The organism is Bacillus sp. FSL K6-1338 (genome assembly GCF_038006965.1).
Taxonomy (GTDB): Bacteria; Bacillota; Bacilli; order Bacillales; family Bacillaceae_G; genus Bacillus_A; species Bacillus_A thuringiensis_S.
Genome location: NZ_JBBOWI010000001.1, coordinates 3,106,868 through 3,133,558, shown reverse-complemented (window position 1 = coordinate 3,133,558; position 26,691 = coordinate 3,106,868). Strand labels below are relative to the sequence as shown.

Here is a 26,691-nt window from a genome sequence, read left to right as displayed (position 1 = left end):
AACACATGGAATGCATATTAAACTAACGAACTGATAGAAACTCGTAAGTTTTAATGTAGTAGTTGTCATGACATATAAAAGGTGTCGTACTGTTACTAAAAAACTTACAGATTTATGCTATTTAAAAATACATGAACTTAAAGCACTTGATTGTCTCCGAAAGGCAACGAGTGCTTTTTTATTAGATAGACATGCTATAAATTTTTAGAAATTATTTTTTATGAATTCAGGCTAACATAAATTATTAGTATTATATAATTGAAAATACATTAGCAAAAGGTGTGGACTCCGTAACCCCATTCGTTAAAGGTGTAGAAATAATGCCAGATGGAAGTGTCGTTAGATCTGGAACGAACTATAGCGGAAAATTCCAAGAAGCCCATGATGCCTCAAAGGCGAGTATTCAGAGTAGGGTCTCGAATTTGGAGAGTGGTGGGGTTAAGGAGACAGGTGAAGGTAGTAATACAAACCCAAACAAAATTAAACTAACTTCAGAACGAGAAAAATACTATCGAATGAAAATAGATGAAGCCAAAGCGCGAGGAGATTATAAGGCAGCAGATGATATTAGATATGATTGTCATTGTGAAGAAACAAAACAACCTTTAGAGCGTAAAGATTGGGACGCTAGGACTGAAAATTTAAGGAAGAGCCAAGAGCGTGGAAGAGAAGAAGAAATAAAAGGGAGAAAAGCCTTGGGAGAACATCTTGATCGCCAATTAGAAGACAATAACGCTGGTGAGGTTGTTACATATACATCTAGTAGATGTTTAACGTTTAAATATAGGAAGAAAAACAATTAAGCTTTTATTTTATTTAAAATGGATACTCTATTAGTAGTGAATAATAAATAATTTTGCTTTGCTGTCTTAATTAAAATACGATCAGTTGTACCATATGCTGTTCCAATTCGGATTGCGCTTTTTTCTTCAACACCAGCATATGTATTATCTTCCGTTACCTCAGTGATTTCACATAATGGAATATGAATTTTAGAGAATTGCCATGAAATAATTAATTCATCTTTTGTTTTTTCAACATGAATACCTAACATATTACCAGAACCTTTCTATAATAAAATTTCACTCGTACTATTTTATTATACAAATTTATAAATTATATTTCTATTTTTTTACAGAGAGTATACAATTAACAACGAGAAAAAGGTTCATAATTACTTTCATTCCTATTATAACAAATTCTACAATAGAAAACAGAACGTATATTTGGTATAATCAAAATATACTATATGAAACGATGTACATGAGTTTGAGATTTATGAAAAAAGGTAAGTAATACATAATAATACATACGCTATAGGATTCAGTTCATGTTATAAAAATCAATAGTTAGAAAGGAAAAGAAGTATGAATCAAATTTCATTCGAAGATTTATTTGAAGAAGAAAACAAACGAGAAAAGTTGGAGGTAGCTGAGATTCCCGTACCTTTATCGCCCTTACAAAAGGCTATTTTAGAGTTAATTAATTCTGAAGAAATAAGTGCACTTGAGTTATGCGAGCAATTAATACGAGCTGGTAAAATATCAGATGAAAGATTCACAACGGATAAGCCTAAAGCATATGGGCAAGTATGCTTACTATTAGAAGGTTTTGTTAAAGAAGAAAAGCTTATTTTTGTCAAAAGTGATGAGAAAAGAGATAGAGTATATAAATTGAAAGAAGAAGATTCTAGCGAATAAAATGTGTAAAGTATAGTAATGAAATAAGGAAGTCCTCATATTTGTGTTGAAAGATTATTTTCACATAAGCGTGGGGATTTTTTTGAGGGAGGATGTATGAAAGCTATATTGCTAATAATTTTACGGAGTTTTTAAATAAGTTACATGATTAATAGTGGAAAGGATTCAAACTTATCTGGCAGTGATAAATGAAAATAGTTACATAACCTCGTTTCTAATAAAAAGGGGGGATTAAAATGAAACCGAATTATTTTACAATCGCAATGTATCCGACTGTAGCATTTAACGAAGAAGAGATATTAAATCGTCTTCTAGATGTATTTGAGTCAAACGAAAAATCCGCTCCTACTCATTGGGGAAACTGTGAAACGATGCAGGTAGAATATAATCGCCAGGAAATCATAGAAAAAGTAATTTCGGAGCGTAGAGTATCTGAAGTTCACCTGTATCGTGATAAAACAGTGCATTATTAACTCTACATCAGTAGAGTTAATAAATTATTTAAATAAAAAACTGTTAATAAACAACGAGAATTAATGACGGGTTATATTCACTTAAGAATATAACCCTATTTATTAGAACCAGTAGTATATAAGGAGATTATTCTACGAGTTATATACAAATATTAGACGAGGAATATTTGACGCTGTAAAAGAAAAAATATTGATTCTTATATCATTATTGATATTGTCCTCAATTTTCCTCATGTAGCACTTGAAAATCAGTAACAAGTGAAACGATTTTTCCTGCTTCATCGATTCCCCAATAGGAAGGATAAAATCCATCTCCATAACCTGAACGGAATATAATGATATTACTTCCTGTTTCCTCACAAACCACGCAATTTCCCCAATCTTCATCATGTTCTGTTAGTATGTCATCTATAAGATCATCATACAAACTAGTAAATTCTTCTCCTAGTTCTTGTTGTAACCTATCTTCTATTTCTTCTAACTTATCAATTGCTTCAACATCTGCAAAGCACCCTAAGCCTGTATCAACCGGGTAACCAAAAATATATCCGTCTTCCAGTTCACTTACATTTTGTTCTGGTTTTGTTGCCATCTTCCATCCTACCGCTTTTGACTCCGACAATTTCAATTCAGCACCAGCAATGACTCCATCTTCCTTATGCCACCAAGCAACAATTGAATATGTACCTGGCTGAATTGTTTGTTCGAAGTGATTTTTATTAAAAATAAGAGGATCACAAGCAACAATTTTACCTGAAGTAACTTTTAACTGTTCTAGTGCTTCGGAACGCAGGGCCTCACTATCCGGTTTAGATAATTCACGTAATAACTTTGACATAATGTTTCTCTCCCTTTCCTTTTAAAATATTTGTTGGTGCTGCCTCCCGTATATTTTTACATGAGTTACATTTGTGTTCTGTGGTATTTCTAGCGCCTTTGTATGTTCCTATAACTTCGATATTATCGCCATGAACTTCTAAAACCTCTGCGGCATATCATACCCGCGTTTTCTAATAGTTCCTCAACATATTCTTCATGCGTTTTACGTTTTCGGATATATTGCTCCGTACAAGTGTAGATGGAACAAACCTTTATTCATTGAAAAATATAACAAATGAATTTGACTTTAAAATTAGAACCAGTTTTGAGGATGTAAATAATAATCCACCCGTTGATTATATTATTTTAAGGGTAAAAATGCATTAATTAAAAATTCAATAAAAGAAGATTAGACTAGATAGTGTTTCTAGATTAATCTTCTTATTTTATATTCTCAAGGGATATCCCACTTCACTGCGACTCATTGCAATATGTCTACTTCTGTGACACATTACACAATTGTACAGTGATAATGAAGTAATATGAAAAAAAATATAAAGATTTAAATTTAATCCTATATATTTTTTATAAATTCTAAAAGTAAATCCCTTATTTTTGGTATGATTGACAGAGACTATTTAATTTCTTATGAATATTCTTAAAAAGAGAGTGATGCTATATGAAATCAATAAATATAAATGGGAATATATATCATATTGAATCTGTTCCTTTTGAAGATAAGAGTGAGCAGGATGAAGAGGGATACTACGAATATTTTTACAAAGGAGTCAATTTATCGTTTCACTCGGACAAAGAAATAATTAAAGCCCGAATTTATGAAGAGGAAGAAATAATATATTTTTTAAAAAATCCATCTCTTGCATTTGGTAAAGATTTTGAAGCTATAAAAGTATATATAATTAAAGAATATGATGTAAATAAATTTAAAATTCCAGGTGAAAAAAAGTCTATATAGAATTATAGCTATAATTCTATATAGGCTTTACCATGACCAATTATAATAAAACAGGAAAACTCACAAAGTATTTATGCCTGTGGGTGATGAAAGGAATGTATTCGAAATTGAGTAAATCAAGTGAAATAAGTAGATTTGAAAATAGATTCTCAGAAAATGTGATTGAAATAGCAGCTGTCACAGGGGCATTAGGAATCGGCGCATCAAAAGGCGGTGACAACATTTTGTGGACTGCGTCAATTGATTTGATTGCGTGGAAAGACTTACATACCAATGAAACGATTACAAAAGAAGATATACGACTCGCATGGTTGGTTGATGATGCAGAATGGAGAAAATCAAAAGACATTTTGACAGCAAATACAGTTGTAACATTACAGGTGCGCAAGTCAGAAAATTCATTGATGCTTGTTAAGGTTTTGGAAACACCATATAAAGATGATGAGTTGGAAATCATCTTACAAGATGCAATGAAACCGCTTTTTTATCATGATGAGATGTTGGGTGTGTTCGAACTCGATAAAAGAGTGAAAACTTTTGAAAAGAGAATATCTTGGACTGGTGAAGAATGTCATTTATATTTTGATTGGAGTGAAGACAAACATATGATGAAGTCTGCACTGGAAACAGCACATGCACTTTTCAAAGAGCAAGATGAATGGAAAATGAAAATGAAAATGTACGCTGCAAAAGAACTGGTAGAGTTAGCAAATGAATGGCTACAAGATGATGATGAAGCAGAAATCGACGAAATTACAAAAGAAATGTTCATTAATTCCATCACATTAAGCAGCTTAAGCGTTTATTCAGAAGGTGATTTTGAAATATTCTTTTCGGATGGAGATATATTTTGGGGACATTCTATCATTGTAAGCGGAAATATTCATGAGGGGCTCTCTTCGGCTGAGATTGCAGGATAAAGTGAAACTTCCATCAGTGAGGATTTTTCTTCATCCTTACTGATGGATTATTTAAACCACTCAGGCACTTACTGCCCAAAAGTAGCGCGATAAATTGTTATAGTTTTTGATTATTAGGCGTTTTCTTCTCGTCTATCTCTTCTCTTATTAAGTGAGAACTCCAAACCTCTTTAATAATTAATGAAATTTAAGGTTTACATATACGATGGAACTTGCATAGATGTTTTAAATAATCCCTTAGTATCTGATATGGATACGTTATTTGATAGTTGGCTATCTACAATGAAATATTTAGAATCAGCACAAGCAATGGCTATACCAAGTTTTGAGGAGGATCGGAGGGGTGTATCCTTTTCTCCAAATGTTTCTGGGAAGGATTATCTGAAAAATTAAAAGAAACGAGGTCGTAATTAGACTGGGATTTACATAAAAGCTTAGATGATGCAATTAGTTATTTCGGATAAACGTGATGTGATTTGTTAGGAGGTGAAGTTAAATGAGAAATGACTTAACATGGCCAGTACCGGATGAGACAGTTTCAGCAGAATATATAAACAATGTGGGAAAAGAGATAGGGTATATATTTCCAAGTGACTATGTAGAATGTGCTACAAATAATAATGGTTCAGCTGTATTACCTTATAAATTTGAAATAGATACGATAACAAAGGTATTTGGAATTTTGCTTACTTATGATGTAGATAGTAGTGAATATATCGTTAAAGTATATAACTAGTATATTTCTACTCTGCCAAATGAATTGGTGCCATTCGCATTTGATCCAGCAGGAAATTTAATCTGCTTTGATTATAAAAATCATAAAGAAGATCCAATTGTCGTCTTTTGGGAACATGAGGGGGCATGGGAAAAGGAAACATTGATGGAAAGTGAAGGGATTACGGCTGAGGAAGCAGAGGAAAGAGCAAGAGAAAATGTATACCATATTGCTAATAATTTTACGGAGTTTTTAAATAAGTTACATGATTAATAATATTATTCATATGAAATGGTTCGTATAAATGTAAGCAGCAATAAAAGGAGAGAGAATGATGGACTTAGAGCATTTAAAAAAAGATATTTGGTATGGAAAAGTTTCTAATCATACAATTGAAACTCTTAAGTCTAACTTAAGGGATAGTGCAACAGAGACAGAATCCTTTATTTTAATTAACGAATTGTTAAAGTTAGGTGATTTCTCCGTAAAGGGGTTACTAATTGAACTTATGAATAGTACTCGAAATGAGCTTGTTTTGCATTTATGCACTAGACTATTTTGTTCAGTAGCTACTCATGATGATTTATTAGAAACGAATAATTTGAAATTCCTTTCAAGTGCTTCAGAGGATGGAGTTCATAATTTTGTAGTAAGTGCTAGTGAAACTCTTTCATATCATGTAGTACCACATCTTTTAGCGTTACTAGAAGAGTGGGAAGATACCTTTGTTGAAAAAGCTATAAGAAATGAACTTTCATGGATGCTTGGAATTGAGGACGAGTATTATGAAGTATCGTTAGAAGAATTTAATGAAGCTTATTCTAGTTTTATCGAAAATAACGATACGCAAGAATACTATTATCGTAATAGACTATCTTTTCCTGGAGATTTGGCAAAGGAGTTAGTTTCGGAAGTTATGAGTTCTTTAAGAGATAGAACTACTTATAATGTTGTTACTATACCTTCCGTTTTAGGAGTGGAATCAAATGTCCTATTCAATACGATACGATAATAAAAAATGAAAAAAATAGAGAGTTGATGTCATATATCGATGTTTTAACAAAGAAAGAATGGAAGATTGGTAAAAAGTATTTTTATGGACATGTAGTCGTATAAGAAAGCAATATACGAGTAAAATCGAATACAGAGTGTATGATATACAGGAGGATAAAATGATCTCACCACAAGATTTTTTAGTGAATTGGAATGAAGAAATATACGGTTTAATTCATTATAATGAAAAAATCATTCACTCGTTTTCCTTCTCGAAAGAAACGAAAGACTTCTTAATTAAAGCAGGTTTTCCCGAGTCTGCTCCTCCATTTCTTACATTTGAAACTGCGGATAACGGTGGCGGGATAAGGTTGAGCGAGATACAAAATGAATTAGGTACGATGTATGATAAGTTTATATACTTTGGATTTACTGGTAGTGGAAATCCAATCTGTATTGATGAAGCTAAATCACAACTCGTATATATATAGATTATGACAATGAAAATAAAGTCGTTCTTATAAATAGTACGATAGAGAAGTTTGCAGAATCTTTACTTGTCTATGTGGAATTTATAAAAGAAGTAAAGGCTGCTAATGGAAGAAAGGCTTATATTGAAAAAATATACCTAAAGGTTTGGTGGAGTGGATTTCTAGTGCACTTCGAAAAATTGATGCAGCTGCTTTAACAGAAGGATGTTTTTGGACAGAGGAACTAGGGAGTTTTAGTGAATAAGTGTAGATAATACTAGATGGTATTTTTAGTGTGGGAAAAATAAAAATACATCTAGTAGCCCAATTAAATCTTAAAAGACATAAACACATCAAGAAGGTGAAAAAAATGATACTACCAGAGGATTTTCGAGAGAAATGGGATGTTAATAAAGATGGCCCACTCATTACATTTCCTGAAAAAGAATTAATAAACAAAAACTTTTCAGCTGAAGTGAAACGATTTTTGTCTATAGGAGGCTTGCCAGAAACACCGCCACCATATTTAGAATTTACTTCATCTCAGTCTTTCGTAAGGTCTATTATAAATGTATTTCATATGCCAGAAGAGTTTCGAAAATATTGGTATTTAGGAACAACAAGTTCTGGAGATCCAATTTGTATAATTGAAAAACAAGAAAAAATAGTATTTCTAAATAATAGTGATGCGTATAAAGAAGTGTTTATGAATTCTTCTATACAACAATTTGCAGCATGTTTATTAGTGTATTCAAAAATGATTGATAAGGCAGTAGAGATAAATGGTGAGGATGCCTTTATCGATAATAATATACCAGAGTGTACAATAAGTTGGTTGAGGGAAGAATTGAAAAAAATTGATGATAAGTGTATGGAAAAGGGTTCTTTTTGGTGTATGGAAATTGAGAGCTTATATGAATAATTAGAAGTGAAAGAAAAGAATAAATGGAGTACAAAGAAGAAAGTGACCGTATTTGGGTTGATATTATTTGTATTTATTGGATTACCTATTATCGAAGGGTATCAGAATAGTAAACTAGTTGAAGAAGGTACATCATTACATGCAGAAATTGTAGGTAGGCATGTAGAGAAGGAATTCATGTTTACACATCCAACATTAGTAGTTGAGGTAGACGGTAAAAAGCATAATGTATGGGTAAGTGAAGAGACATATAACGGAGCAGAGTGGTTAGGTAGACTAAAAGTCATCAAAACAAAAGATGGTAAAGTTGAGAAAGACCCTAGATATGAGGGTGAAGACTTAATCACGAGTTATTAAGGGACAAGATAAGGTTCCTATAGTGGTAGAAAGAAATGGTTCACTATTTGTTTTAAATAATGTAAGCGGAAAGATCGAATTCGAGGATTTTGAACGTGGGTTGTTTATAGAGGTTTCGAATAGTTTAAATGAGTTAATTTCTTGTTTGAGGCTATAAAAATAGTAAAGTAAAGAATGTTTATATGAATTATAGACCGGCTAGATGGGGTGGGAAAGTGGAATATAGTGGAATGGCTTCAGTTTGGTTTGGAATTTCTAAATCACTCCAAAATCTTGAGGAGTATGTCGATATAGATTACACGATAGATGGTGATTCAGTTCATTCAAAGTTTGGGACGAGCTTTGAATTCGGTTATTATGATGAAGATAATATTGAAATTTGTTTTTATGAGAATAATAAAAGGGAAATTGAACATAAATGATTTTTCTTATAGTGAACGAATTATTCCTAAAATAAAAAAGCTAGTAAATGGAGATAGTTTAGCGAACGATATTAACTTTGCTATTGTTCTTTATGATTTTAAATATAATGAAGTGAAAAGAGAGGATATGTTTGATGGTTTAGAGGTTACATTTATTGGTTCTATGCCGTACAGGTAGTTTGCAGGGAGCTGCAAATTCATTTCATAAACACATGGATAAACCTTGTAAAGGAGGGATACAAATGCATGCTTTGCCAAATCGTTTAGAAGAAGTCTTGGAAGAAGATATATATAAACGGGAAGATAAAGGTCAGGTGAATGAAGTAATAAATAGGTTAGGTGTAGAAGTGTCTAATACATTTAGAGAGTTTTATTATCGATTTGCAGGACCATTTTGGGAAGTGCATGTTCCTTATGAATTACTTGACATTATAGATGAAGAGAATAATATAGAATATTACACAATTATTGCTCGAAAGGAACATGGATTTCCTAATAAGTATTTAGTATTAACGGAAATGACAGCAAATGCTGTATTGGTCCTTGATAGTGTAACCGATAAAGTTTACTCAGTAAATTTTGAAGGTGGAGATGAATTACTTTGAAATGGAGAATTAAAGGAGAGTTGGCCAACGTTTTATATGTTTTTGAAAGAGTATTTCAAGTGTTAAGTGTTGATGGAAGTTAACAAGAAGCAGGGACACCTTAGTAATAAGTGCGAGAGGAATGACAGATAAATGAGAGTGAACAATTCAGTTTTTGGAGAGATTGAATATAATTATGCTTGGGCTAAGTGTATGCCTATAACTTTTATAGGCAATGTAACTGAGATTGATTTGATGATAGATGGTGAAGAAGATGGAGTGTTTGATGAAGGGCAGTATGTAGCATATCAATCATTAATAAAAAATTGGGAAGAGGTACAAATAAGTTTATTACATTCTATATTAGATTATTACAAACAAAGGCGATGTGAATTAGGATATGATATTGGAGTGCAAGAAAATTATCCATTAATTGAAACAAATGATCAAATACTAGAGATGATTAGTTTAGATGGTATTGTTGTTCCGTATGCAGATATTACGGAAGGACGAGAGGTTGGAATTACATTTAATTGTACGTGGGATATAGAAAATGGTGTAGGAGTTCGTTTATTAAATGAAAAGGTAATGGAAGTAGGTTATCAGGATATTATTTTTTAATATAAGTCGGGGGATATATAAACTGAATGAAAAAGGTGTCAACCTTTCTCGAATTGACACCCAGATACGAATCTGTTTAACACCTTACATACTTACGCTTAAAACCAAGTCTTCCTCTATCTAGTTCTTTCTGAATACTTTCAGAAGCATTTAACAAACTGCTTTTTTTATTATCACGTTTCACTTCAACTATACCAACTTCTTTTGCAATCTCGACTGCTTTTTCATGTAGTGGTACATATGAAATTGCCACGGTGTTTAGTAAATTATTCATAGCGGATTTTGTTCGTTCTGGAGAATGATGAATTGTATCTTTCACCATTTCAAGCATATCGGAAATTTTACTTTCGGAAAATTCATTGTCTTTGCGATTTCCTAAAAGCCAACAGTAGCAACTCCACCCGGCAGACATTTTAAGCTCGTCCCCACTTGCAATCCATTTATCAGCAACGTCTTGTGCAATATTTGACTCCGATAAAGTTACGGCTACAACATAATCAGATAGCATATAAAAATAAGCCCCATCTATCCAACGATCAAAATCAGACTCACTCATAGCTTTCGGATCCGCAATAATGCCTGCAAAGTACATAGCATCGTAATTACCTGTCGCATAAAGTTCTTCAGCTAACTCTTGGTTTAATTTTAATTGTTTGGCGATTGGTTTCATAGCACCTGTAGCTACTCCGAATACTGGCTCATGCGCACCGTTAGATATGTATATTTTTTTCGTTCGTTCCTTACCTAGAGCCTCAAGTTCTTGCATAACTGTTTTAAAATCCATAGCTGTGCACTTCCTTCCTTCATGTAAGAGCCTTTTTAAGTCTTTCATATTTCTTATTTTAATACTAATTGTATTTAAGAGGTATGTCTACTTTCTAAAGGCATCGAAACTTGGTTTGAATTTTAGATGAAATAAAGAGCTAATTAAAAGGGTGGTATAATATAGAAAAAGTGAATGATGAAAATCAAATAGGGGGTATTCAATTGGAAATAAAATTGAATCGATTATATAGAGAGATAGCGGAAACGGTTCATGCCATGATTCCAGAAGAATGGGAGAAATTTTATTTTTATGCACAAATATCAGAAGCTGGAGGGGGAACTTACTTTTTCTATAACAACTTCAGAAATAAACAAAATTATAAGTATAGTGTAGAAATTCCTTTTAAATACGAAGTTAATGAAGAGGAGTTTGAAAGGAAAGAAGATTCTTTATATAAATTGAGTAAGGAATTAAGAGATGTTTTTAAAGATAATCAGCAAGAGCTTTGGTACTCTTTTACAATGTCCCTGGAACATAGTGGGGAATTTAACATGCATTTCGATTATACCAATTGGCTCGAAACAGAATATAGTTTTAGTGATCAAATGATTATTTGGAAACATAAATACTTAGGTGAAGTACCAATTAATGAAAATGATAAAGCGTTAATTAATAAGTATGATAATGAATTTCCGAATAACCCCATTTAACTAAATGGAAAGAAGAAATGTTTTTTATAAAAATTATGTATTTTAAAGTAGTCGGTAAGTTATAAAATTGGTTCTGCAAGATAAAAAATAAAGGAGAACTACAATGGAAGTACATGGAATGGTTTCAATATGGATAGGTAATATGAAAACGCAAGATCAGTTAGATGCATATATCGATGTTACATATGATGAAGAAGGAGATGCTATACCAGCGAGTTTTTTTGTTGATTTTAATATAGATATGATTGATGTAGATGAGGATTTTATTGAAAAGGAAGTGTTAGAAGAAGCAAGTGATGACATTTCTATGTTATTAACGGGATGTTCATATGATGACAAAATACTTTCTCGAATTAACGAAGAAGTTAAATTAAAGAAATCCTACAATTCTATCATATTAATTTATAATTTTCAGTATGACAATTCGGTTAGTAATTTTGAAGGTTTTGATTTTGTGACTGCTACAAGCTATCTATAATGGTAAGAAGGTCACTGTAAGGTAAGGGAGTATGAAAAATATGTATAGTTTTTCCAATTAATATTTGGTATGATGGTGAATGGGAAAAATATACAAGTTTTTAGTAGCTCATAAAAGGGGGATTGAATTGAAAAGAACGATTGAATTCGTACTAGGTTTAATTGGTGGCATTATAGGAATTATTATTTCCATACTATTAATAGTTGTAGCGTTTAATATTATGGAAGGTTTTGATTATGAACTTTTAGCTTATTATTCTATTATTTTAACGGTTCAAATAGGGTTGCTTATTTTATCATGTTTAGTAAACAAGGTTAATAATAAAGTTTATGGAGTTTGTATGATTGTGATTCCTATAGTTATGTTATTTATGTCATTATTCTTTTTACTTATTCCAACAATATTACAAATTATGTCTGGTTCATTTGCATTTAGAACATTAAAGTTAGAATCGAATGTAAGCTAAATATAATTATTGAAGTCTGAAAATTCGGATTTTTAAACATTTTCGTTTGCAGTTCAAATTAACATAAAGTACAAAGTTGTACGCTTTAGGAGGAGAAATAAATGATTATTTGGTCTGGTTGGGGTTTTTTAGTCGCAATTATTGTAATTATTAATACTCTTTTGGGTAAGGCTATCTTTGGATCTATAATGGGGGACGCTACATATTTTCAAGACCATAGTTGGCCAATGGCGGTAATGTTTATTATATCAGGGGTTATGTCTTGGTATTTAGGTAAATATATTAATAATCCAGATGGGAAAGTTTATATAGATGCCGAAACTGGTGAAAAAGTTATGTTTAACAAAAAGCACTCATTATTTTTTATAAAAATGGAATATTGGGGACCGATTCTAGGAGTTATTGCGATTGTAATTTTAATTACAAGATAAAAAAAGAGGATGGGTATAGCAAGAGTAATCTATTCAAGTAAAAGGAGAAATCAGTCATGAATACAAAGAAACTACTAGGGGTAGCAGTTCCGGTCATGTTGTTATTTGGTTGTGGAGTGTCTGAGAAAACGAACACTTCTAAACAGGAGAAAACAGAAGAGTCTAAAGTAAAAGAATCGAAGTCTAATAGTAAGAAAGAAAAAGTTTCAAAGGAAGACTATCCTAATAAAGTGTATAAATTAGGGATAGAGTTTGATAAGTTGTTTGCGGAGCATAACAATATTACAAGAGAGGTTTTTGACGGTAAGAAAAAGAAATCAGATATAGTAGATAGTGTGAAAGAATTAAATAAAACGTTAGATAAATTCGAGTCGATAGATCCCCCTGCAGAGTATGTAAATCAACAAAAGGATTTTGAAAAAGCAATTAGTTATTTTAGAGAGTCTTTTTCTTTAATCAATGAAGTATTCACCCGAAAAGAAAAAAGAGAAAAAGGCGATAAGACTGATAAAGAGTTAATGGAGAAATCCGAAAAGTTAGTGAAAGAAGGAGATATTTACTGGCTTAAGGCATTCAAAGACCTTGAAGGGGATATTAAAATCGGTGACGGTACAGTATCTGTGAAAGATTTGAAAGAGTTAGATAAGAAAGCTGGAATTAATACGGATAACGTTATGAAGAATGTGAAGGATGGTATGGAATTAATTGGTAATTGGGGATTCAAAGGAACAGACGGTTTCATTATGTCACTTATTTTAAAAGGTGATAAGACATTTGAAACGTATGGTAAAGATGAGTATCCAAATAAAAAGAATTATATTGAAGGCACTTGGGAATATGATAAGGAAGCTTTTACAATCTATTTACATCTCAATAAACGTTTAGTAGACGGTGTAGAAGATACAATTCAAAAAAAGAAAATAGCATATAAAGTTCAAGATTATGATGGGGAAAACTTGCGATTATTTAATGAGACGTCATTTCATACAATTAAGTATGTGAAGCAAAGCTAAAGTTATGGAGGACTAGGTTTAAATGGTCTGGTCCTTCATTAAAGTGTGGGTATGTAAATAATATGTTATCTTTCGTTCTGTTTACTTAGTATCATGTTATTCTTTAATAGAGTAATAAATGGAGTTTTACATTAAATATATGAGGTTGGTTACAAATGATAAAGAAATTCACTAGATTAGTATTAATAGTGGTTATGCCAATCAGTCTTATTACAGGTTGTGGGGCTACTGAAAAAACTGAAGCACAAAAGCCGAAAGCGGTACAAACGGAGAAAAAGGACTATATGGATTATTCATATGGTAGCAAAGGTATATTAGTAAGTGGCAAAGCGAAAGAACGGCAACAATACGAGATTGGATATATGGATGATAATAAGTTAATTGGAATTGATGAAAATATTGAGGACTGTATTATTTTAGATAATAAAGATGAAGCAAGTCTCGTTTGGAAACAAATAGAGCGTGGGTCTATTATTGAAGTGCAATATAGTAAAAATCGCAACGATATCGTCGGCGTACAATTAGTAGAAGATCGTGAGCCATACGAAATTAGTGATAAGTTTGATCGAAATACGATAAACGAAATTGTTGAAAACGTTAAAGGGAATTTGTAATAGATGTATTTCGATAGTATAGGATCTCTTATTATGAAATTGTGAATCAACGGCATTTTTTATATGAAAATGCCGTTGATTTGTGTTAAAAAATAAATGCTATTCTATAGTCTTGTAGAAAAACACGTATTAATCATAAATGAATTATTCTTCGTTCAGCTGTGATGATCGCCGCAAGGTTATTATCCAAAATAAAAGAGCACAAGCACTAATAGATACACCTAATATGCATACGCCATCCCAACCATATTTTGCATACGTATTTGTTGAAAGAATTGCACCTGTTGCACTACCGATAGAATAAAAAATCATGTAACTGGCAGTAAGTCGACTTCTTGCTTCGGGACGCACTGTGAACAGCATACTTTGATTGGTGACATGTACAGCTTGCACCGCTAAATCTAAGAGGATAATGCCGAAAATTAGTAATAATAGAGAGTGATTAATAGATTTAATTAGGAGCCATGAAAGTACTAATAAAGATAAAGCTATGCCAGTTGTTCTTTGTCCTAATCCTTTATCAGCTAATTGTCCAGCTTTAGTAGCAGCTAATGCACCTGCAACTCCAGCAAGGCCGAACGCACCAATAGCTGTATGTGAAAGATTATGTGGTGTAGCACTTAGAGGTAATACTAAAGAAGTCCATAAAATACTGAATGAAGTGAAAATGAGCAATGCTAATATTCCGCGAATGCGTAAGAGTCGTTCTTCTATAAATAATAAGAGTACAGAACGTATTAACTTCCGGTAAGGCATAGTTGTCATTCTGCTCTGTCCAAGAGTAGGTAAATTACGATATAACAAAACAGTTACGAATAGTATAAGGGTAGCGGAAGTGAGATAAACGGACCGCCATCCAGCTAAGTCTGTTAATGCGCCTGCAAATGTACGCGCAAGGAGAATGCCTATTACAACGCCGCTTGTAACGAAACCTACTATGCGTCCACGTTCTGCTGGATTTGCTAAAATTGATGCGTATGCGACGAGTGTTTGCGTAACTGTTGCAAGAATTCCTACTAAGGCCATACCTATAAAAAGTACGATGGCCGAGGGAGCGGTCCCAATTACAATTAAAGCGATAACGGATAAAACCATTTGAACAATAATGAGTCTTTTTTGGTTTAATAAGTCACCAAGTGGAACTAATAAAAGTAATCCGATTGCATAACAAACTTGAGTAATAGTAATCACAATACCGATAGTTGAATGACTAATCTTAAATTCATTTGATAAAGAATCAAGTAGCGGATGAGCGAAATATATATTTGCCACCGCCATCCCGCAAGCTATTGCGAATAATAGAGTCATGTAGCGGGACATGTTTGTGCTAATAGGTGAATGTAACTGGGGATCATTATGTTTAAGAGTGGTCATCATCTTTTCCTTGCTATTCATAAAATCAGCTCCATTTTGTATTGTTGTAAATAACGTACCTAACGGTATGTTATTTTGTAAGTAAAATATAATCTTGAGTAAATATATATGTCAAGTTTCTTTTGATTTAATTCCATTTTCTTTGACACATCGTTTATAATTTAATACGATATATAATATACTGATTGGTACATAAAGTGTTAGTTTATAATCTGAAAATGTAGAGGAAGGGGATATTTTTAAATGGCTCGACTACGCGAATTTGATGAAGAAAAAGCTTTGGATGCTGCTATGCAACTTTTTTGGGAGAAAGGATACGCTGCTACTTCATTAAGTGATCTAACTGCAAGAATGGAAATACAAAAACCGAGTTTATATTCAGCTTTTGGTGATAAAGAGGGCTTATTTGAAGCGGCATTAAGGAGATACACAAATTTACATGCGGCTCGTATACGAACAAAACTTCAAAACGAACAATCTGTAAAAGAAGCAATTCAGATGTTTTTTGAAAATATGGTGGAAGAGGAATATAAAAAAGAGTTCAGTAAAGGCTGTTTTTGTATTAACACAATGGTTGAGCTTGCTCCTCATAATGAAAAGTTTGAAGTACTGACTAGAGAACACCAAATGTATCTTGCAGTTATTTTTCAAGAATTAATCATGAAAGGAATTCGATCAGGAGAACTACAAAGTGATTTGAACGCTAAAGCATTAGCGCAAACATTAGTCACGTCCTTAATTGGATTAACAGTGTTAATGAAATCACGCCCAGAACGTTCCGTTATAGATAATTCGGTATCTATAATAGTATCGTTAGTAAAATAATTTTTGAGTGAGATGTTAATCAGCAAATTAAATATTAAGAAAGTCGATTCCTTATTAAAATAAGAAATCGACTTGTTATAATTATATATTTTGTAAGTTGTCTTTCCAAAAATTATAGCTATTATCAATAACTTCTTTTAATTTGAAATAATTTTCTCAAGTAACTTGCACGTGGTAGAGAGTTTCTCCATCGTCTGTAAAAATACCTGAGTAATCATCTATATACTTCCACTCATCCTTATTGTTAAAGTAGTACATTGCGAATTGGTTGCCCTCATCATTTAACATGTCGTCTACTAACACGCCATCCCAATTTATATAAATTTGTGTGCCAGTCATTTGTTTAAGTTTAAATTGATTATTTTGACGGCATTTGTAATTAGTTGTAAAATAATGTTTGTTGACGAATTTTATAAAAAGTATGTTAGATGAAATTCATCTGTAGGGATGACATATAAATATTTTCTTAATGGGTATAAAATATAGTAATGTAAATATATAAATAAAAAGAAAATGTATTAGAAGTACATAGTAGATTCATATTTTAAAAAATTAATGTGACAATAAAGGGAGGTTGAGATACATACACGGCGGGAATGTGTATGTATCTATTATAATAATGAATAAGACAATCAAACAACAAGTAATCGCACTATCAACAAGTCTAGTGATTTTAGGGAGCGTACCTTTATCAGTATCAGCAGAAGAGATAAACAACTCTCAAACTGATCAACTTAATATTGCCCAAGGAGAATACGGATCGAGCGGATTAAATTATTCTAATTTCAAGTTGGAAGTTCCTAATCATGTACAAATTAACGAAGCAGAAGTATCTGAAAATGAAAAAATGCTTTTAGAAGAATATAAGCATAAACATGATGAAACAGAAGAATTAAACAAAATGCAAGATGCTAAGAAGGGACAAGTAGCAGAAAAGGAAGCTATTTCAAACATTGAAAAGGCATTTGAATCTGTAGATGGTCGAAATGATGGGTCTGATCGTCAAATGAAACCTGTTGCAAAGCCAAGAGGTATTCAATATAGCGCACAGAGTACGAAGAAATATGGAACACTTGCAGGAGTTCCATTTGTGGAGTGGATTGTTCCAGCAGGAAATCCTGATATTCGTCCTGCAAATCCGATGAAAGCACGTTACATTACAATTCATGAGACCGCAAATACAGCCGCTGGTGCTAATGCTGAAAATCATGCGAAATATTTATACAAGCAAGCAACTGAAGGCACTTTCCGAACAGCTTCATGGCATTTTACTGTAGACGATAAACAAATTTATCAACACTTACCAACAAACGAAAATGGTTGGCATGCAGGAGATGGAGATGGATCAGGAAACAGGGAATCTATCGGTATCGAGATCGCGGTTAACCAAGATGGTGATTACAATAAAGCATTAGAAAATGCAAAACGACTTGCAGGTTATTTAATGAACAAAGAAGGAATTGGTGCAGATCATATTTACAAGCATCAACAATGGAGCGGGAAAAAATGTCCTGACATTTTAATTTCACGTGGTAATTGGGCTGGTTTCGTACAAGGAATTCAGTGGTATGCAAATATAAATGCGCAGATTGATACGCCTTTACAAGATAAAAATGACTCATTTAATCCAAATGAAAATAATCCAGCTGAACCTAGCATGGAACTAGTGGTAAATGGTAGTGGCATCAATGTACGTAGTGATGCGGGTATTGAACATCGTGTTGTACGTAAAGCTTCAAACGGAGATCGTTACAAAGTATTAGCGGTTAAAAATGGTTGGTATAAAGTAGGTAATGGAGAATGGATTTTCTATGACCCAAGTTGGATTAAAATTAACTACAATGTACCAAAGGAAGAAGTACAAAAGCCAAAGGAAGAAGTACAAAAACCAAAAGATGATATTACAGGTGGCTGGTTTGAAGGGCATATTCGTAAATTAAACAGTCTAGGTATTATGCAAGGCGAAGGTAATGGTGTATTTGCGCCATATCGAAATGTAACGAGAGCGGAGTTTGCGAAATTAATCTCGAATGCTCTTAAACTACCAGAGGGAAATAAGTCATTTGTAGATATTAATGAGGCACATCCATCACTTCATGACGGTATTAAACATTGTGCAAGTGCAGGAATTATTAATGGTCGTGGTGAAGGGATTTTTGATCCTAACTCACCAATTACTCGTGAAGAAGTATCTATTATGATTGACAAAGCATTACGATACAAAGGAATTACAGGTGAGTTAGTAGCATTACCATTTACAGATAAGCATTTAATAACATACAAAGAATCGGTTCAACGATTATACAGCTTAAAGGTAGTTAATGGTGTTGGAAATAATGAGTTTGATCCCCGAGGTACAGCAACTCGTGGTCAGGCAGCTGCCTTTATTGTGAAGATGTTAGATTCAATGCAAAAATAAAATAAAACTTGAATCAGTGGGGCCACTCGCGTTGCAATCGAGCAGTTTATTCACCGAATTTTGAAATGAGAGTTTTACTGCCTGCAAATAGCAGAATAAATTGTATGTAGAAGCTGACATTGGTAGAAGTAAAAAATAAGAAGAATTTGAAAGGAGCTATCCAAAATAATAATTTGGAATAGCTCCTATTTAGTAGGAAGAACAAATTGTATTTCATAGATTGTAATGTAGAATGCCCTTCCAAGCCCCTCATAAGCCCCTACCAAGTAATAAATCACTAAGAAAAAACAAAAACAATAACAACTACAAGAACAAAACAAGCGCGAAAAAATGAAACCGGTGTTGTAGTAGTAAAAAAATTGTAATTCGAATGCCAAAACCATTCCCGCATTCCTATTTTTATAATGAAGGATTAAAATCTTCCTATTTACTAGCAAAGAGTGGAGGGAAACATATGGCGGTATACCGTAATGTGCAGGTGAACTTTTGGCAAGATGAATTCATATTAGATTTAACGCCAGAGGAGCGTTATTTTTACATATATTTGTTAACTGGTACGAAAACGAAGCAATGTGGTATTTACATATTACCGAAGCGTGTGGCAGAGCTTGAAACAGGTTATAGTATGGAGACTGTTGAGAAGTTGCTAAACAGGTTTGTTGAGTATGGAAAGATTTTATATGATACGGAAACGAAAGAGGTATTCATAATAAACTGGTTACACTATAACCCTATTTCAAATACGAATGTAGAAAAGTGCGTATTACGTGAGTTAAAGACTGTAAAAAGTAATGAGTTCATACATATGTTTTTACGTAAATGCCTTGAAGAAGAATACACGATTCCATTATTATTGCAGCATTTTGGTATGCCAAAAGAAGAGGATAATAGTAGTTCACAAGTAGTTATTGAAGAGAAAGAAGAAGCTGAAGAGGTAGAAAGTATAGAAGAGGACGTTCCAAATAGTGAAGTTTATAAGTTTTATGAACAAAATATTAGTAGTTTATCCCCATATATTGTGAAGGAATTGAAGAATTGGATACAAAGACTTTCTGGAGAGAAAGTGTTAGAGGCACTTAAAATTGCGTTTGAAAATAATAAGAAAACGTTAGTTTATGTGAAGGGGATTTTGAGGAATTGGTGTAGTGAAAAATTAAAGGATTTTAGTGGGGAGAAGTGCGTAATGGGAAGTTTAGAGAGAAGGAAATGTATTTTGAGTAGTGTATTTTAATTTACATTAACTTAACATAGAATGTATGTTCGTTTTTGTGAGATTTATGCTATACTACCATTAAATAAGGGTATTTTTATAATAGATAAAAAGATGCGGGGGGTACAAAGTTTGACTACTAGTACATCTGAGTTGTTTCAATATATTAATATGACAGAAGAACAGAAACAATTATCACAACGATATTTACAGACAAAAGAAGAAGGGATTTTAAAAGATATTCAACTAACGACAATTCGTGATCAAAAAAGAAGCGATTTTGCGGAGCGATTTATAAACGATTTTAGGAAAGTGCATAAACAAGATCTGGATTTTTTTCGATTATTTTACCATATACTCGAGGAGCAATTATTAAATGTTCTTGTAGTCCGTTTTGCGCATGTCAGTTTTTCTAAAATGAAGATTTATTTAGAAAAAAGTGCACTTCCTTTGGACAAACTTGTAGCAATCGCATGTAAATATTTATCCAGTATTTCAAGTTATGTGAATGAAGCAGATGTTTTTCTTAGAGAGTTAACAAGAGAGAATCCGAACTATATAGAGGGACAATTACATACTTTACCAACTAACCAGCAAGTAACATTACTTCTTGTAATGTTTGATGTAGATTATGAAAAGTTTCGTACATATAGTTCTTTATTGAATGAGAGGTTAGAAGAACATACAGAATTTATATTGAAACTGCTAGGGGAAAAGGAAAAGGTTGAAGCAGTTAAACGGTATTTAAAAGGTAAAGATGAGAGTGAAGTATTTATAGGTTGGAATTTACCGGAACATATTTGGCGGCTATTATTTTGTGTTCATAAATATTCGGATGTTGCGAGGCGATATATTGAAATATTGGCGAAGAAAAATGTTTGGGGTTTTATAAACTATGCAACACGTTATATGTGTCACACTCTCGGTCAGTCTCAAAACTACAAAAAAACTGGTAGTGTAAATAGAGAAACATATGAAGAAATTCAAAGTTTTTGTACACAGTTTTGGATTTCTAAGGAACGATTTTTCGCGCATCGTCTAAGGCAACATGATTTGAATAGTGAGGATTTTTGTAAGACGTATGAATATGAATTGCTATGCTTTATGTTGGAGGAAGATCCTGAATTTATTCAACGTACTTTGCAATATGTAAGTAAAATGAATTATCTCATCATCGCACGCACGTTAGCTGAAAAAGGATATGAGCTAAATATAGGGAAAATGCGAGAAGAATTTTTTGTTGCTGCTTTGCAAATAAAATTGTCTACAGTGCGGGATACATATCGTGATTATTTACTAGGGAAATTGTCACTTGAGGATATGGAGCAAATACTTAAAAATCCGAAATATAGAAGTATGTATTGGGGTATGCCGGTGTTAGAGGTTGCGCTTCTTTGGGATATAGATGATGTAGCGAAGAGGGAAGCTGTACTTACACTACAGTTTGGAGATGAAGATAGTGTTAATTTATACGAACTTCTTTACGAATGTTCTGTCAGGGGAGTAGAACCGAAACAAGTATTAGAAGATCTGCTTTCGTATGGATTAAGTAAGGAAAAGCTTATCGCTTATGCAGTTGAAGAAGCTGCATGTTACAGTGAAGAGCGAAATAAGGCGAAGGAAGCGCTTGTTTGTGTAATTGTAAAAGAACAAGCGTACATCATTGAACGATTTGATGAGTATTCTGCTGTGGCCAAAGCATATATTTTAGAAGAGTTAGCAAAGGATAACATGATTAAAATGCGTCCAATTTTAATTAAAAGCTTAGGAGATTCATCTAAAAAAATGCGTGAGTCTGTAGTTAAACTGCTTTCAAAAGATGTAGAAGCTGCAGCAGATGTAGCAGTTGAACTTCATAATAAAAAGAAAATTGTTCGTGAAAATGTGATGAAAATACTTATAGAGTATAAGCTTGAAAAATATACGAAACTTGTACAGGAAGCTTTGCAAGAAAGTAAAAATGAATCTTTCGCAGGGAAATTCTCGTTTTTATTTCAAACGGAGGAAGAAAAGATAGAAGAACTATGTGCACGTATTTTAACTGAACAAACAAGAAATTCACTTCTGCAATTGATTGGGGATGAGCCACAAATCCGTTTACGTGACTCTGATGAAATTGCTGATGCTGCAACTCCGTTAGCCTATCTACAACAGTATATTTCAGATGTTGTTATTGAGAAGAAAGAAACAGCAGAAGTAATTGGTAGAGCTTTAAATGAAGAGGACTTAAAAGAATATGTGCAAACAATATATCAAATATGGATTTCTCAAGACGCAGATGTGAAGAAACGTGGAATTCTTTCGTTATACGGAATGTATAGTGACGACAAAATGGTCGACATACTTATAAAGCAAATTGATGAATGGGTGCTTCAAATGAGAGGAAAGATAGCAGCGGATGCCGTTCGTGCTTTAGGTTTGTCTTCATCTAAGCTTGCACTTATGTCTATTCATGCAATAGCATTTAAATATAAACATAAGCAAGTACGTAATGCAGCAAAAGAAGCGCTAAGTCTTGCTGCGAAAACACGTGGTATAACAGAGGAAGAGCTGGAAGATCAATTGGTGCCGGACCTCGGCTTTACTATACATGGTGAAAAAATAATTGATTTCGGGAATCGAAGTTTTACTGCCATTTTAACTACAGAGTCAAAAATTGAATTAGAGACAGAAGAAGGAAAACGTATGAAGTCACTTCCAAAGCCGAATGCAAAAGATGATGTAGAAAAGGCTGAAGAGGCTAAAAAAGAATTAGCCTCTTTAAAGAAGGAACTCCGAAATACTCTTTCCATGCAAAAACAACGATTGGAAACGGCACTTTCATTAAAGCGTTATTGGTCACATAATGCATGGAAGTCTGTATTTATGGATAATCCAATTATGAAGCAATTTTCTATTTCACTCATTTGGGGTGAGTATAAGGAAGGGAAGTTGCTGAAGGCATTCCGTTATGCAGAAGGTGGCGTGTTCTGTACAATTGACGGGAAGAGTTATGAACTTTCATCTGGCACTGTTATTGGTTTCGTTCATCCGTTAGAATTGTCTGGGGCAGAGAAGGAATTATGGAAAGAGCAATTAGAAAGTGCGGGAATTGTTCAGCCGTTCCTACAAATTGAGCGTCCAGTGTTTGTAGTAGAAGAGAATGATGAGAGTGCTATTGAGAGATTTGGTGGTATTTTACTAAATGGTCGTTCGTTATTCGGTAAGATGACGAAGCTTGGATGGATCCGTGGATCTGTTCAAGATGGCGGTGTGTATTATACGTTTTATAAAGAAGATACTCGTACTGGATTAGGGGCAGGGCTTTCATTTAGCGGAGCGCCGATTGGTTATGAAGATGAAGAAGATGTATGTGTATTTGACATTCAATTTTATAAAGCAGGTACAGTGAATCATGGTTCATATGAATACGATGAAATTGATGATGAAAGACGCATTGTACCAAAAGAAGTAGATAAACGCTTCTTTAGTGAAATGTTATATGATGTGCAAGTAGCGACAGGTGCAAATCTTGGGCATAATGAAAGTTGGCGTAGCAAACGATAAGAAAGACCCCCTTCATTGGTAGGAAAATGAAGGGGGTTTTTCAATGTTTTTAAAAGGTTCATTCTCAAAAAGAAGCGAATAGTGTGAGAAAGGGGTGATTATATGGAGGTAGTTATAAAGAAGAAACGAAAAAGGGGAAGAAGAATTTTTATTTGGGCTAGTAGTATCGTTCTCTTGTTAGTTATTTCCGCTGCGATTTTTTTGAATATATATACGCTGAAATCTATGCCAAAGATAGATGGAACGATAAAGCTAGAGGATTTACAACACGCTGTTACGGTGAAGCGGGATAGTAAAGGTGTACCGCATATTAAATCGGAAAATGCACATGATTTATATTTTTCACAAGGATATGTACAAGCGCAAGATCGGTTGTTTCAAATGGATTTAAGTAGAAGACAAGCTTCTGGTATGTTAAGTGAAGTTGTTGGGGAAGCAGCCGTTGACCGAGATAAATTGTTTCGAACACTCGGTTTACGGCGAGCGGCAGAAGCTTCAGTTAGTCAATATGATGGAGAAGCAAAATATGCCCTGCAGTCATTTGCTGATGGGGTGAACGCTTTTATACGTGAGGCGAAAGCGGAAAAGAAATTACCAGTTGAGTTTACTATATTAGGTTATGAGCCTTCTGAATGGTCAATTGTTGATTCCTTAACAATTGGGAAGTATATGGCGTTTGACTTAGGGGGACATTGGCATGGGCAGGCGTTTCGATATTGGGCGCTGAAAAATCTTCCGAAAGAGCAAGCAAATGAGCTATTTCCTACATATCCGAAAGATGCACCTAGATTGCTAGCTGAACTAAAAACTACAAATGTGGACGTAGCACAAAGTTTTTCAAAAACGATAATTCCCCCGGAGTTTAACGGTAGTAATAACTGGGTTGTGAGCGGTGAGAAGAGTGCGTCAGGTAAGCCGATTTTAGCAGATGACCCTCATTTATCCCTTGCGACACCTTCTATATGGTATCAAACGAGACTTGAAATGAAAGATTTAAATGTGAGTGGCGTTATTTTCGCTGGAGTACCAGGTGTTATATTAGGCCACAATGACAAAATAGCGTGGGGCGTTACGAATACGGGGCCTGATGTGCAAGATTTATATATTGAGAAGAGAAATCCTAATAATGAAAATGAATTTCTGTATAACGATAAATGGGAGAAAGCTACGGTAGTTGATGAATCGATTAAAGTAAAAGGCGGGAAGACAATTCCTTATAACGTTACGATTACGAGGCATGGGCCAGTAATTTCAGAGTTTGCGGATAAGGGGAAGGAGAAAACGAAAACAGTATTTGCTTTAAAGTGGACTGCTTTAGAACCGTCAGCTGAGTTAAAAGCTGTATTAAATATGAACAAAGCAAAAGACTGGACGGAGTTTGAAACCGCTCTTCAAGATTTCCATACACCAACCCAAAACTTTGTGTTTGCATCAAACGATGGCACGATTGCTTATAAAGCGAATGGAAATATACCAGTGCGTAAAAAAGGCGATGGTAGCTTGCCTGTTCCAGGATGGACAGATGAATATGAATGGGAAGGGTATATTCCATTTGATCAGCTGCCGAAAGTTATAAATCCGAAAGAAGGTTTTATTTCAACTGCGAATAATAAAATTGTTGATGATGATTATCCGTACCATATTAGCAATACGTGGGCACAGCCATATAGGCAAATGCGTATTCAAGAATTTTTGCAAGAGAAGGAAAAGTATACGGTGAAAGATTTAGAAGAGTTACAGATGGATCAAAAGAATTTATACGGGAAAGAGTTTACTCCTATATTTTTAAAAGAGTTAAATAAAGCATCTTTAAATGAGGTAGAGAAAGAAGGCGTAAACCAATTAACAAAGTGGAATTTTTACGATAGTAAAGATGAACCGGCACCATTAATATTCTATTTATTAATGAAAGAGATTTCAAATACGTTATTTTCAAAAGAAATACCGAAAGATGTAATGAAGTTATTTGAAGGGAAGTCACAAGTTGTTGATGAATTGATTCGAAAAGAAGTAGCGGGAGAAAATAGCGCTTGGTTTACGAAGTACGGAGGTTTCACAAAAGTTGTGCATACATCGTACGAGAATGTAATGAAGAAATTGCAGAAGGAATATGGACCCGATGTTGGGGCCTGGAAGTGGGGCGATTATCATCAACTCGCTTTTACACATCCAATTTCGAAATCATCTAGTATGTTAGCGTTACTCGCTTTTAATCGTGAGAAACCAGTTCCAATTGGCGGAAGTCAAGTTACCGTTCAAGCAGCGAGTTACGGCGATAACGGCATTGTAAATCACGGGGCTTCTTGGCGATTTGTTATTGATACGAAAGATATGTCAAACGGTTATCATATCGTAGGGCCAGGACAATCGGGACATTTTAGAAGCGATTGGTATCATGATCAAATAGATGATTGGGTAAGTGGAACGTATCATACGACTACATTGAATACGGAGGGAATAGAGGGGAAGGTGCTAAATTTAGAACCGAAGTGATAGGGTGTTTTTGTTTGTGGAGGGACTAGTAATAATCTTTTTGATAATGAAAGCTTATCATTTAGAACATAACCCAGTTCTTAAATAATTTTAACAGCCAGCCTACTATCATTTAATTTGATAGTAGGCTGTTTCCATCTTCGAAATACGCTGTAGCAACTTCTTCAGGATTACGATTATTTCCACATGCTGCAAGTGCTGTAACAAATAAAGCCATTACAACTATTAACATGATTATTCCAGTTTTGAGGGGAATTAGTTAACAAAGACCAGGTATTATTTGCAACAGAACGGTCCCTCTGTACCCCTTGTTTCGTCATTTTTCTACGCCATCCAACTTGACAAATGTTTTTTTATCAAACTACAATGAAAAT

Annotated in this window: 21 protein-coding genes and 10 pseudogenes; 26 read left to right on the top strand and 5 right to left on the bottom strand. The window is 33.6% G+C overall.

Going from position 1 to position 26,691, the window contains the following annotated elements; genetic code table 11:
- Positions 1-281: 281 nt before the first annotated feature.
- A pseudogene (locus NZ044_RS16075) lies at positions 282-764 on the top strand (ADP-ribosyltransferase); the annotation flags it as partial.
- Between the two features lie 35 nt (positions 765-799).
- Here NZ044_RS16075 and NZ044_RS16070 read toward each other — a convergent pair.
- Complete coding sequence (locus NZ044_RS16070; RefSeq protein WP_000900618.1) at positions 800-1,054, bottom strand: SunI/YnzG family protein; 255 nt, start codon at positions 1,052-1,054, stop codon at positions 800-802.
- Between the two features lie 313 nt (positions 1,055-1,367).
- On the opposite strand from NZ044_RS16070, the gene NZ044_RS16065 reads away from it, so the two are divergent.
- Together NZ044_RS16065 and NZ044_RS16060 are read left to right on the top strand one after the other, a co-directional pair.
- Entirely contained in the window at positions 1,368-1,700 is a 333-nt protein-coding gene (locus tag NZ044_RS16065) for a DUF3895 domain-containing protein (protein ID WP_001071926.1), read from the top strand.
- A 236-nt stretch (positions 1,701-1,936) separates the two neighbouring features.
- Positions 1,937-2,170: pseudogene (locus tag NZ044_RS16060) on the top strand (hypothetical protein); the annotation flags it as partial.
- A 223-nt stretch (positions 2,171-2,393) separates the two neighbouring features.
- Here the strand turns inward: NZ044_RS16060 and NZ044_RS16055 are convergent.
- Positions 2,394-3,011 (bottom strand): DUF4241 domain-containing protein, encoded by a 618-nt coding sequence (locus tag NZ044_RS16055; protein WP_000040618.1) that lies wholly within the window; start codon positions 3,009-3,011, stop codon positions 2,394-2,396.
- A 660-nt stretch (positions 3,012-3,671) separates the two neighbouring features.
- Between NZ044_RS16055 and NZ044_RS16050 the strand changes: the two genes are divergently transcribed.
- The 12 genes and pseudogenes from NZ044_RS16050 to NZ044_RS15995 all read left to right on the top strand — a co-directional run bounded on the left by NZ044_RS16050 (position 3,672) and on the right by NZ044_RS15995 (position 9,972).
- Entirely contained in the window at positions 3,672-3,968 is a 297-nt protein-coding gene (locus tag NZ044_RS16050; protein ID WP_000836202.1) for a hypothetical protein, read from the top strand.
- A gap of 86 nt (positions 3,969-4,054) precedes the next feature.
- The gene (locus NZ044_RS16045; RefSeq protein ID WP_118961667.1) at positions 4,055-4,888 is read left to right on the top strand and encodes a DUF2262 domain-containing protein; all 834 of its coding nucleotides are present in this window, start codon (positions 4,055-4,057) and stop codon (positions 4,886-4,888) included.
- Between the two features lie 180 nt (positions 4,889-5,068).
- Positions 5,069-5,281: a hypothetical protein gene (locus tag NZ044_RS16040; protein WP_000669880.1), complete on the top strand. Its 213-nt coding sequence runs from the start codon at positions 5,069-5,071 to the stop codon at positions 5,279-5,281.
- 103 nt (positions 5,282-5,384) lie between these two features.
- A pseudogene (locus NZ044_RS16035) lies at positions 5,385-5,876 on the top strand (SMI1/KNR4 family protein).
- A 61-nt stretch (positions 5,877-5,937) separates the two neighbouring features.
- A pseudogene (gene imm47, locus NZ044_RS16030) lies at positions 5,938-6,719 on the top strand (Imm47 family immunity protein).
- A gap of 56 nt (positions 6,720-6,775) precedes the next feature.
- Positions 6,776-7,331, top strand: a pseudogene (locus tag NZ044_RS16025) (SUKH-4 family immunity protein).
- Between the two features lie 105 nt (positions 7,332-7,436).
- Positions 7,437-7,988 carry an SUKH-4 family immunity protein gene (locus tag NZ044_RS16020; RefSeq protein WP_000602768.1) on the top strand — a complete coding sequence of 184 codons (552 nt, stop codon included), beginning with the start codon at positions 7,437-7,439 and terminating at the stop codon, positions 7,986-7,988.
- A 3-nt stretch (positions 7,989-7,991) separates the two neighbouring features.
- Positions 7,992-8,345: pseudogene (locus NZ044_RS16015) on the top strand (hypothetical protein); the annotation flags it as partial.
- 7 nt (positions 8,346-8,352) lie between these two features.
- Positions 8,353-8,502, top strand: a pseudogene (locus NZ044_RS16010) (SecY-interacting protein Syd); the annotation flags it as partial.
- 25 nt (positions 8,503-8,527) lie between these two features.
- Positions 8,528-8,945 (top strand): annotated as a pseudogene (locus NZ044_RS16005) (immunity 22 family protein).
- Positions 8,946-9,009: 64 nt separating this feature from the next.
- Positions 9,010-9,438: pseudogene (locus NZ044_RS16000) on the top strand (SMI1/KNR4 family protein).
- A gap of 66 nt (positions 9,439-9,504) precedes the next feature.
- Positions 9,505-9,972 (top strand): DUF6985 domain-containing protein, encoded by a 468-nt coding sequence (locus NZ044_RS15995; protein WP_001265695.1) that lies wholly within the window; start codon positions 9,505-9,507, stop codon positions 9,970-9,972.
- Between the two features lie 76 nt (positions 9,973-10,048).
- Here NZ044_RS15995 and NZ044_RS15990 read toward each other — a convergent pair whose 3' ends face one another.
- Entirely contained in the window at positions 10,049-10,756 is a 708-nt protein-coding gene (locus NZ044_RS15990; protein WP_098506646.1) for a DNA alkylation repair protein, read from the bottom strand.
- A gap of 203 nt (positions 10,757-10,959) precedes the next feature.
- Here NZ044_RS15990 and NZ044_RS15985 point away from each other — a divergent pair, with 203 nt between their 5' ends.
- The 6 genes from NZ044_RS15985 (at position 10,960) to NZ044_RS15960 (ending at position 14,450) form a co-directional block, all read left to right on the top strand.
- Positions 10,960-11,448, top strand: coding sequence for an antitoxin YezG family protein (locus NZ044_RS15985; RefSeq protein WP_000403543.1), 489 nt, complete (start codon positions 10,960-10,962; stop codon positions 11,446-11,448).
- Between the two features lie 103 nt (positions 11,449-11,551).
- Complete coding sequence (locus tag NZ044_RS15980) at positions 11,552-11,926, top strand: immunity 22 family protein (RefSeq protein WP_000451796.1); 375 nt, start codon at positions 11,552-11,554, stop codon at positions 11,924-11,926.
- 127 nt (positions 11,927-12,053) lie between these two features.
- Entirely contained in the window at positions 12,054-12,392 is a 339-nt protein-coding gene (locus NZ044_RS15975) for a DUF4064 domain-containing protein (protein ID WP_000831395.1), read from the top strand.
- Between the two features lie 101 nt (positions 12,393-12,493).
- Positions 12,494-12,823: a hypothetical protein gene (locus NZ044_RS15970; protein ID WP_000587852.1), complete on the top strand. Its 330-nt coding sequence runs from the start codon at positions 12,494-12,496 to the stop codon at positions 12,821-12,823.
- Positions 12,824-12,879: 56 nt separating this feature from the next.
- Positions 12,880-13,836, top strand: a complete 957-nt coding sequence (locus tag NZ044_RS15965; RefSeq protein ID WP_098506645.1) for a DUF3994 domain-containing protein — start codon at positions 12,880-12,882, stop codon at positions 13,834-13,836.
- Between the two features lie 155 nt (positions 13,837-13,991).
- Positions 13,992-14,450, top strand: a complete 459-nt coding sequence (locus NZ044_RS15960) for a hypothetical protein (RefSeq protein WP_000591641.1) — start codon at positions 13,992-13,994, stop codon at positions 14,448-14,450.
- A gap of 144 nt (positions 14,451-14,594) precedes the next feature.
- Here the strand turns inward: NZ044_RS15960 and NZ044_RS15955 are convergent, their stop codons facing one another.
- Positions 14,595-15,845 carry an MFS transporter gene (locus NZ044_RS15955; RefSeq protein WP_001085014.1) on the bottom strand — a complete coding sequence of 417 codons (1,251 nt, stop codon included), beginning with the start codon at positions 15,843-15,845 and terminating at the stop codon, positions 14,595-14,597.
- Between the two features lie 222 nt (positions 15,846-16,067).
- On the opposite strand from NZ044_RS15955, the gene NZ044_RS15950 reads away from it, so the two are divergent.
- Positions 16,068-16,649: a TetR/AcrR family transcriptional regulator gene (locus tag NZ044_RS15950; RefSeq protein WP_000113331.1), complete on the top strand. Its 582-nt coding sequence runs from the start codon at positions 16,068-16,070 to the stop codon at positions 16,647-16,649.
- A gap of 81 nt (positions 16,650-16,730) precedes the next feature.
- Here NZ044_RS15950 and NZ044_RS15945 read toward each other — a convergent pair.
- Positions 16,731-17,009: pseudogene (locus NZ044_RS15945) on the bottom strand (DUF7832 domain-containing protein); the annotation flags it as partial.
- A gap of 259 nt (positions 17,010-17,268) precedes the next feature.
- On the opposite strand from NZ044_RS15945, the gene NZ044_RS15940 reads away from it, so the two are divergent.
- The 4 genes from NZ044_RS15940 to NZ044_RS15925 all read left to right on the top strand — a co-directional run bounded on the left by NZ044_RS15940 (position 17,269) and on the right by NZ044_RS15925 (position 26,317).
- Complete coding sequence (locus tag NZ044_RS15940) at positions 17,269-19,068, top strand: S-layer homology domain-containing protein (protein ID WP_118961679.1); 1,800 nt, start codon at positions 17,269-17,271, stop codon at positions 19,066-19,068.
- A 454-nt stretch (positions 19,069-19,522) separates the two neighbouring features.
- Positions 19,523-20,299 (top strand): DnaD domain-containing protein, encoded by a 777-nt coding sequence (locus NZ044_RS15935; protein ID WP_098506644.1) that lies wholly within the window; start codon positions 19,523-19,525, stop codon positions 20,297-20,299.
- A 111-nt stretch (positions 20,300-20,410) separates the two neighbouring features.
- Positions 20,411-23,824 carry a DUF4132 domain-containing protein gene (locus NZ044_RS15930; protein WP_098506643.1) on the top strand — a complete coding sequence of 1,138 codons (3,414 nt, stop codon included), beginning with the start codon at positions 20,411-20,413 and terminating at the stop codon, positions 23,822-23,824.
- Between the two features lie 102 nt (positions 23,825-23,926).
- On the top strand, positions 23,927-26,317 hold the full coding sequence (locus NZ044_RS15925) for a penicillin acylase family protein (protein WP_079245750.1): 2,391 nt from the start codon (positions 23,927-23,929) through the stop codon (positions 26,315-26,317).
- Positions 26,318-26,691: the final 374 nt, after the last annotated feature.

What these genes read in the sequence shown, in the direction of transcription:
- NZ044_RS16070 (WP_000900618.1), bottom strand. Translation starts at nt 1,054, where the DNA reads ATGTTAGGTATTCATGTTGAAAAAACAAAAGATGAATTAATTATTTCA.
- NZ044_RS16065 (WP_001071926.1), top strand. Translation starts at nt 1,368, where the DNA reads ATGAATCAAATTTCATTCGAAGATTTATTTGAAGAAGAAAACAAACGA.
- NZ044_RS16055 (WP_000040618.1), bottom strand. Translation starts at nt 3,011, where the DNA reads ATGTCAAAGTTATTACGTGAATTATCTAAACCGGATAGTGAGGCCCTG.
- NZ044_RS16050 (WP_000836202.1), top strand. Translation starts at nt 3,672, where the DNA reads ATGAAATCAATAAATATAAATGGGAATATATATCATATTGAATCTGTT.
- NZ044_RS16045 (WP_118961667.1), top strand. Translation starts at nt 4,055, where the DNA reads ATGAAAGGAATGTATTCGAAATTGAGTAAATCAAGTGAAATAAGTAGA.
- NZ044_RS16040 (WP_000669880.1), top strand. Translation starts at nt 5,069, where the DNA reads ATGAAATTTAAGGTTTACATATACGATGGAACTTGCATAGATGTTTTA.
- NZ044_RS16020 (WP_000602768.1), top strand. Translation starts at nt 7,437, where the DNA reads ATGATACTACCAGAGGATTTTCGAGAGAAATGGGATGTTAATAAAGAT.
- NZ044_RS15995 (WP_001265695.1), top strand. Translation starts at nt 9,505, where the DNA reads ATGAGAGTGAACAATTCAGTTTTTGGAGAGATTGAATATAATTATGCT.
- NZ044_RS15990 (WP_098506646.1), bottom strand. Translation starts at nt 10,756, where the DNA reads ATGGATTTTAAAACAGTTATGCAAGAACTTGAGGCTCTAGGTAAGGAA.
- NZ044_RS15980 (WP_000451796.1), top strand. Translation starts at nt 11,552, where the DNA reads ATGGAAGTACATGGAATGGTTTCAATATGGATAGGTAATATGAAAACG.
- NZ044_RS15970 (WP_000587852.1), top strand. Translation starts at nt 12,494, where the DNA reads ATGATTATTTGGTCTGGTTGGGGTTTTTTAGTCGCAATTATTGTAATT.
- NZ044_RS15965 (WP_098506645.1), top strand. Translation starts at nt 12,880, where the DNA reads ATGAATACAAAGAAACTACTAGGGGTAGCAGTTCCGGTCATGTTGTTA.
- NZ044_RS15960 (WP_000591641.1), top strand. Translation starts at nt 13,992, where the DNA reads ATGATAAAGAAATTCACTAGATTAGTATTAATAGTGGTTATGCCAATC.
- NZ044_RS15955 (WP_001085014.1), bottom strand. Translation starts at nt 15,845, where the DNA reads ATGAATAGCAAGGAAAAGATGATGACCACTCTTAAACATAATGATCCC.
- NZ044_RS15950 (WP_000113331.1), top strand. Translation starts at nt 16,068, where the DNA reads ATGGCTCGACTACGCGAATTTGATGAAGAAAAAGCTTTGGATGCTGCT.
- NZ044_RS15940 (WP_118961679.1), top strand. Translation starts at nt 17,269, where the DNA reads ATGAATAAGACAATCAAACAACAAGTAATCGCACTATCAACAAGTCTA.
- NZ044_RS15935 (WP_098506644.1), top strand. Translation starts at nt 19,523, where the DNA reads ATGGCGGTATACCGTAATGTGCAGGTGAACTTTTGGCAAGATGAATTC.
- NZ044_RS15925 (WP_079245750.1), top strand. Translation starts at nt 23,927, where the DNA reads ATGGAGGTAGTTATAAAGAAGAAACGAAAAAGGGGAAGAAGAATTTTT.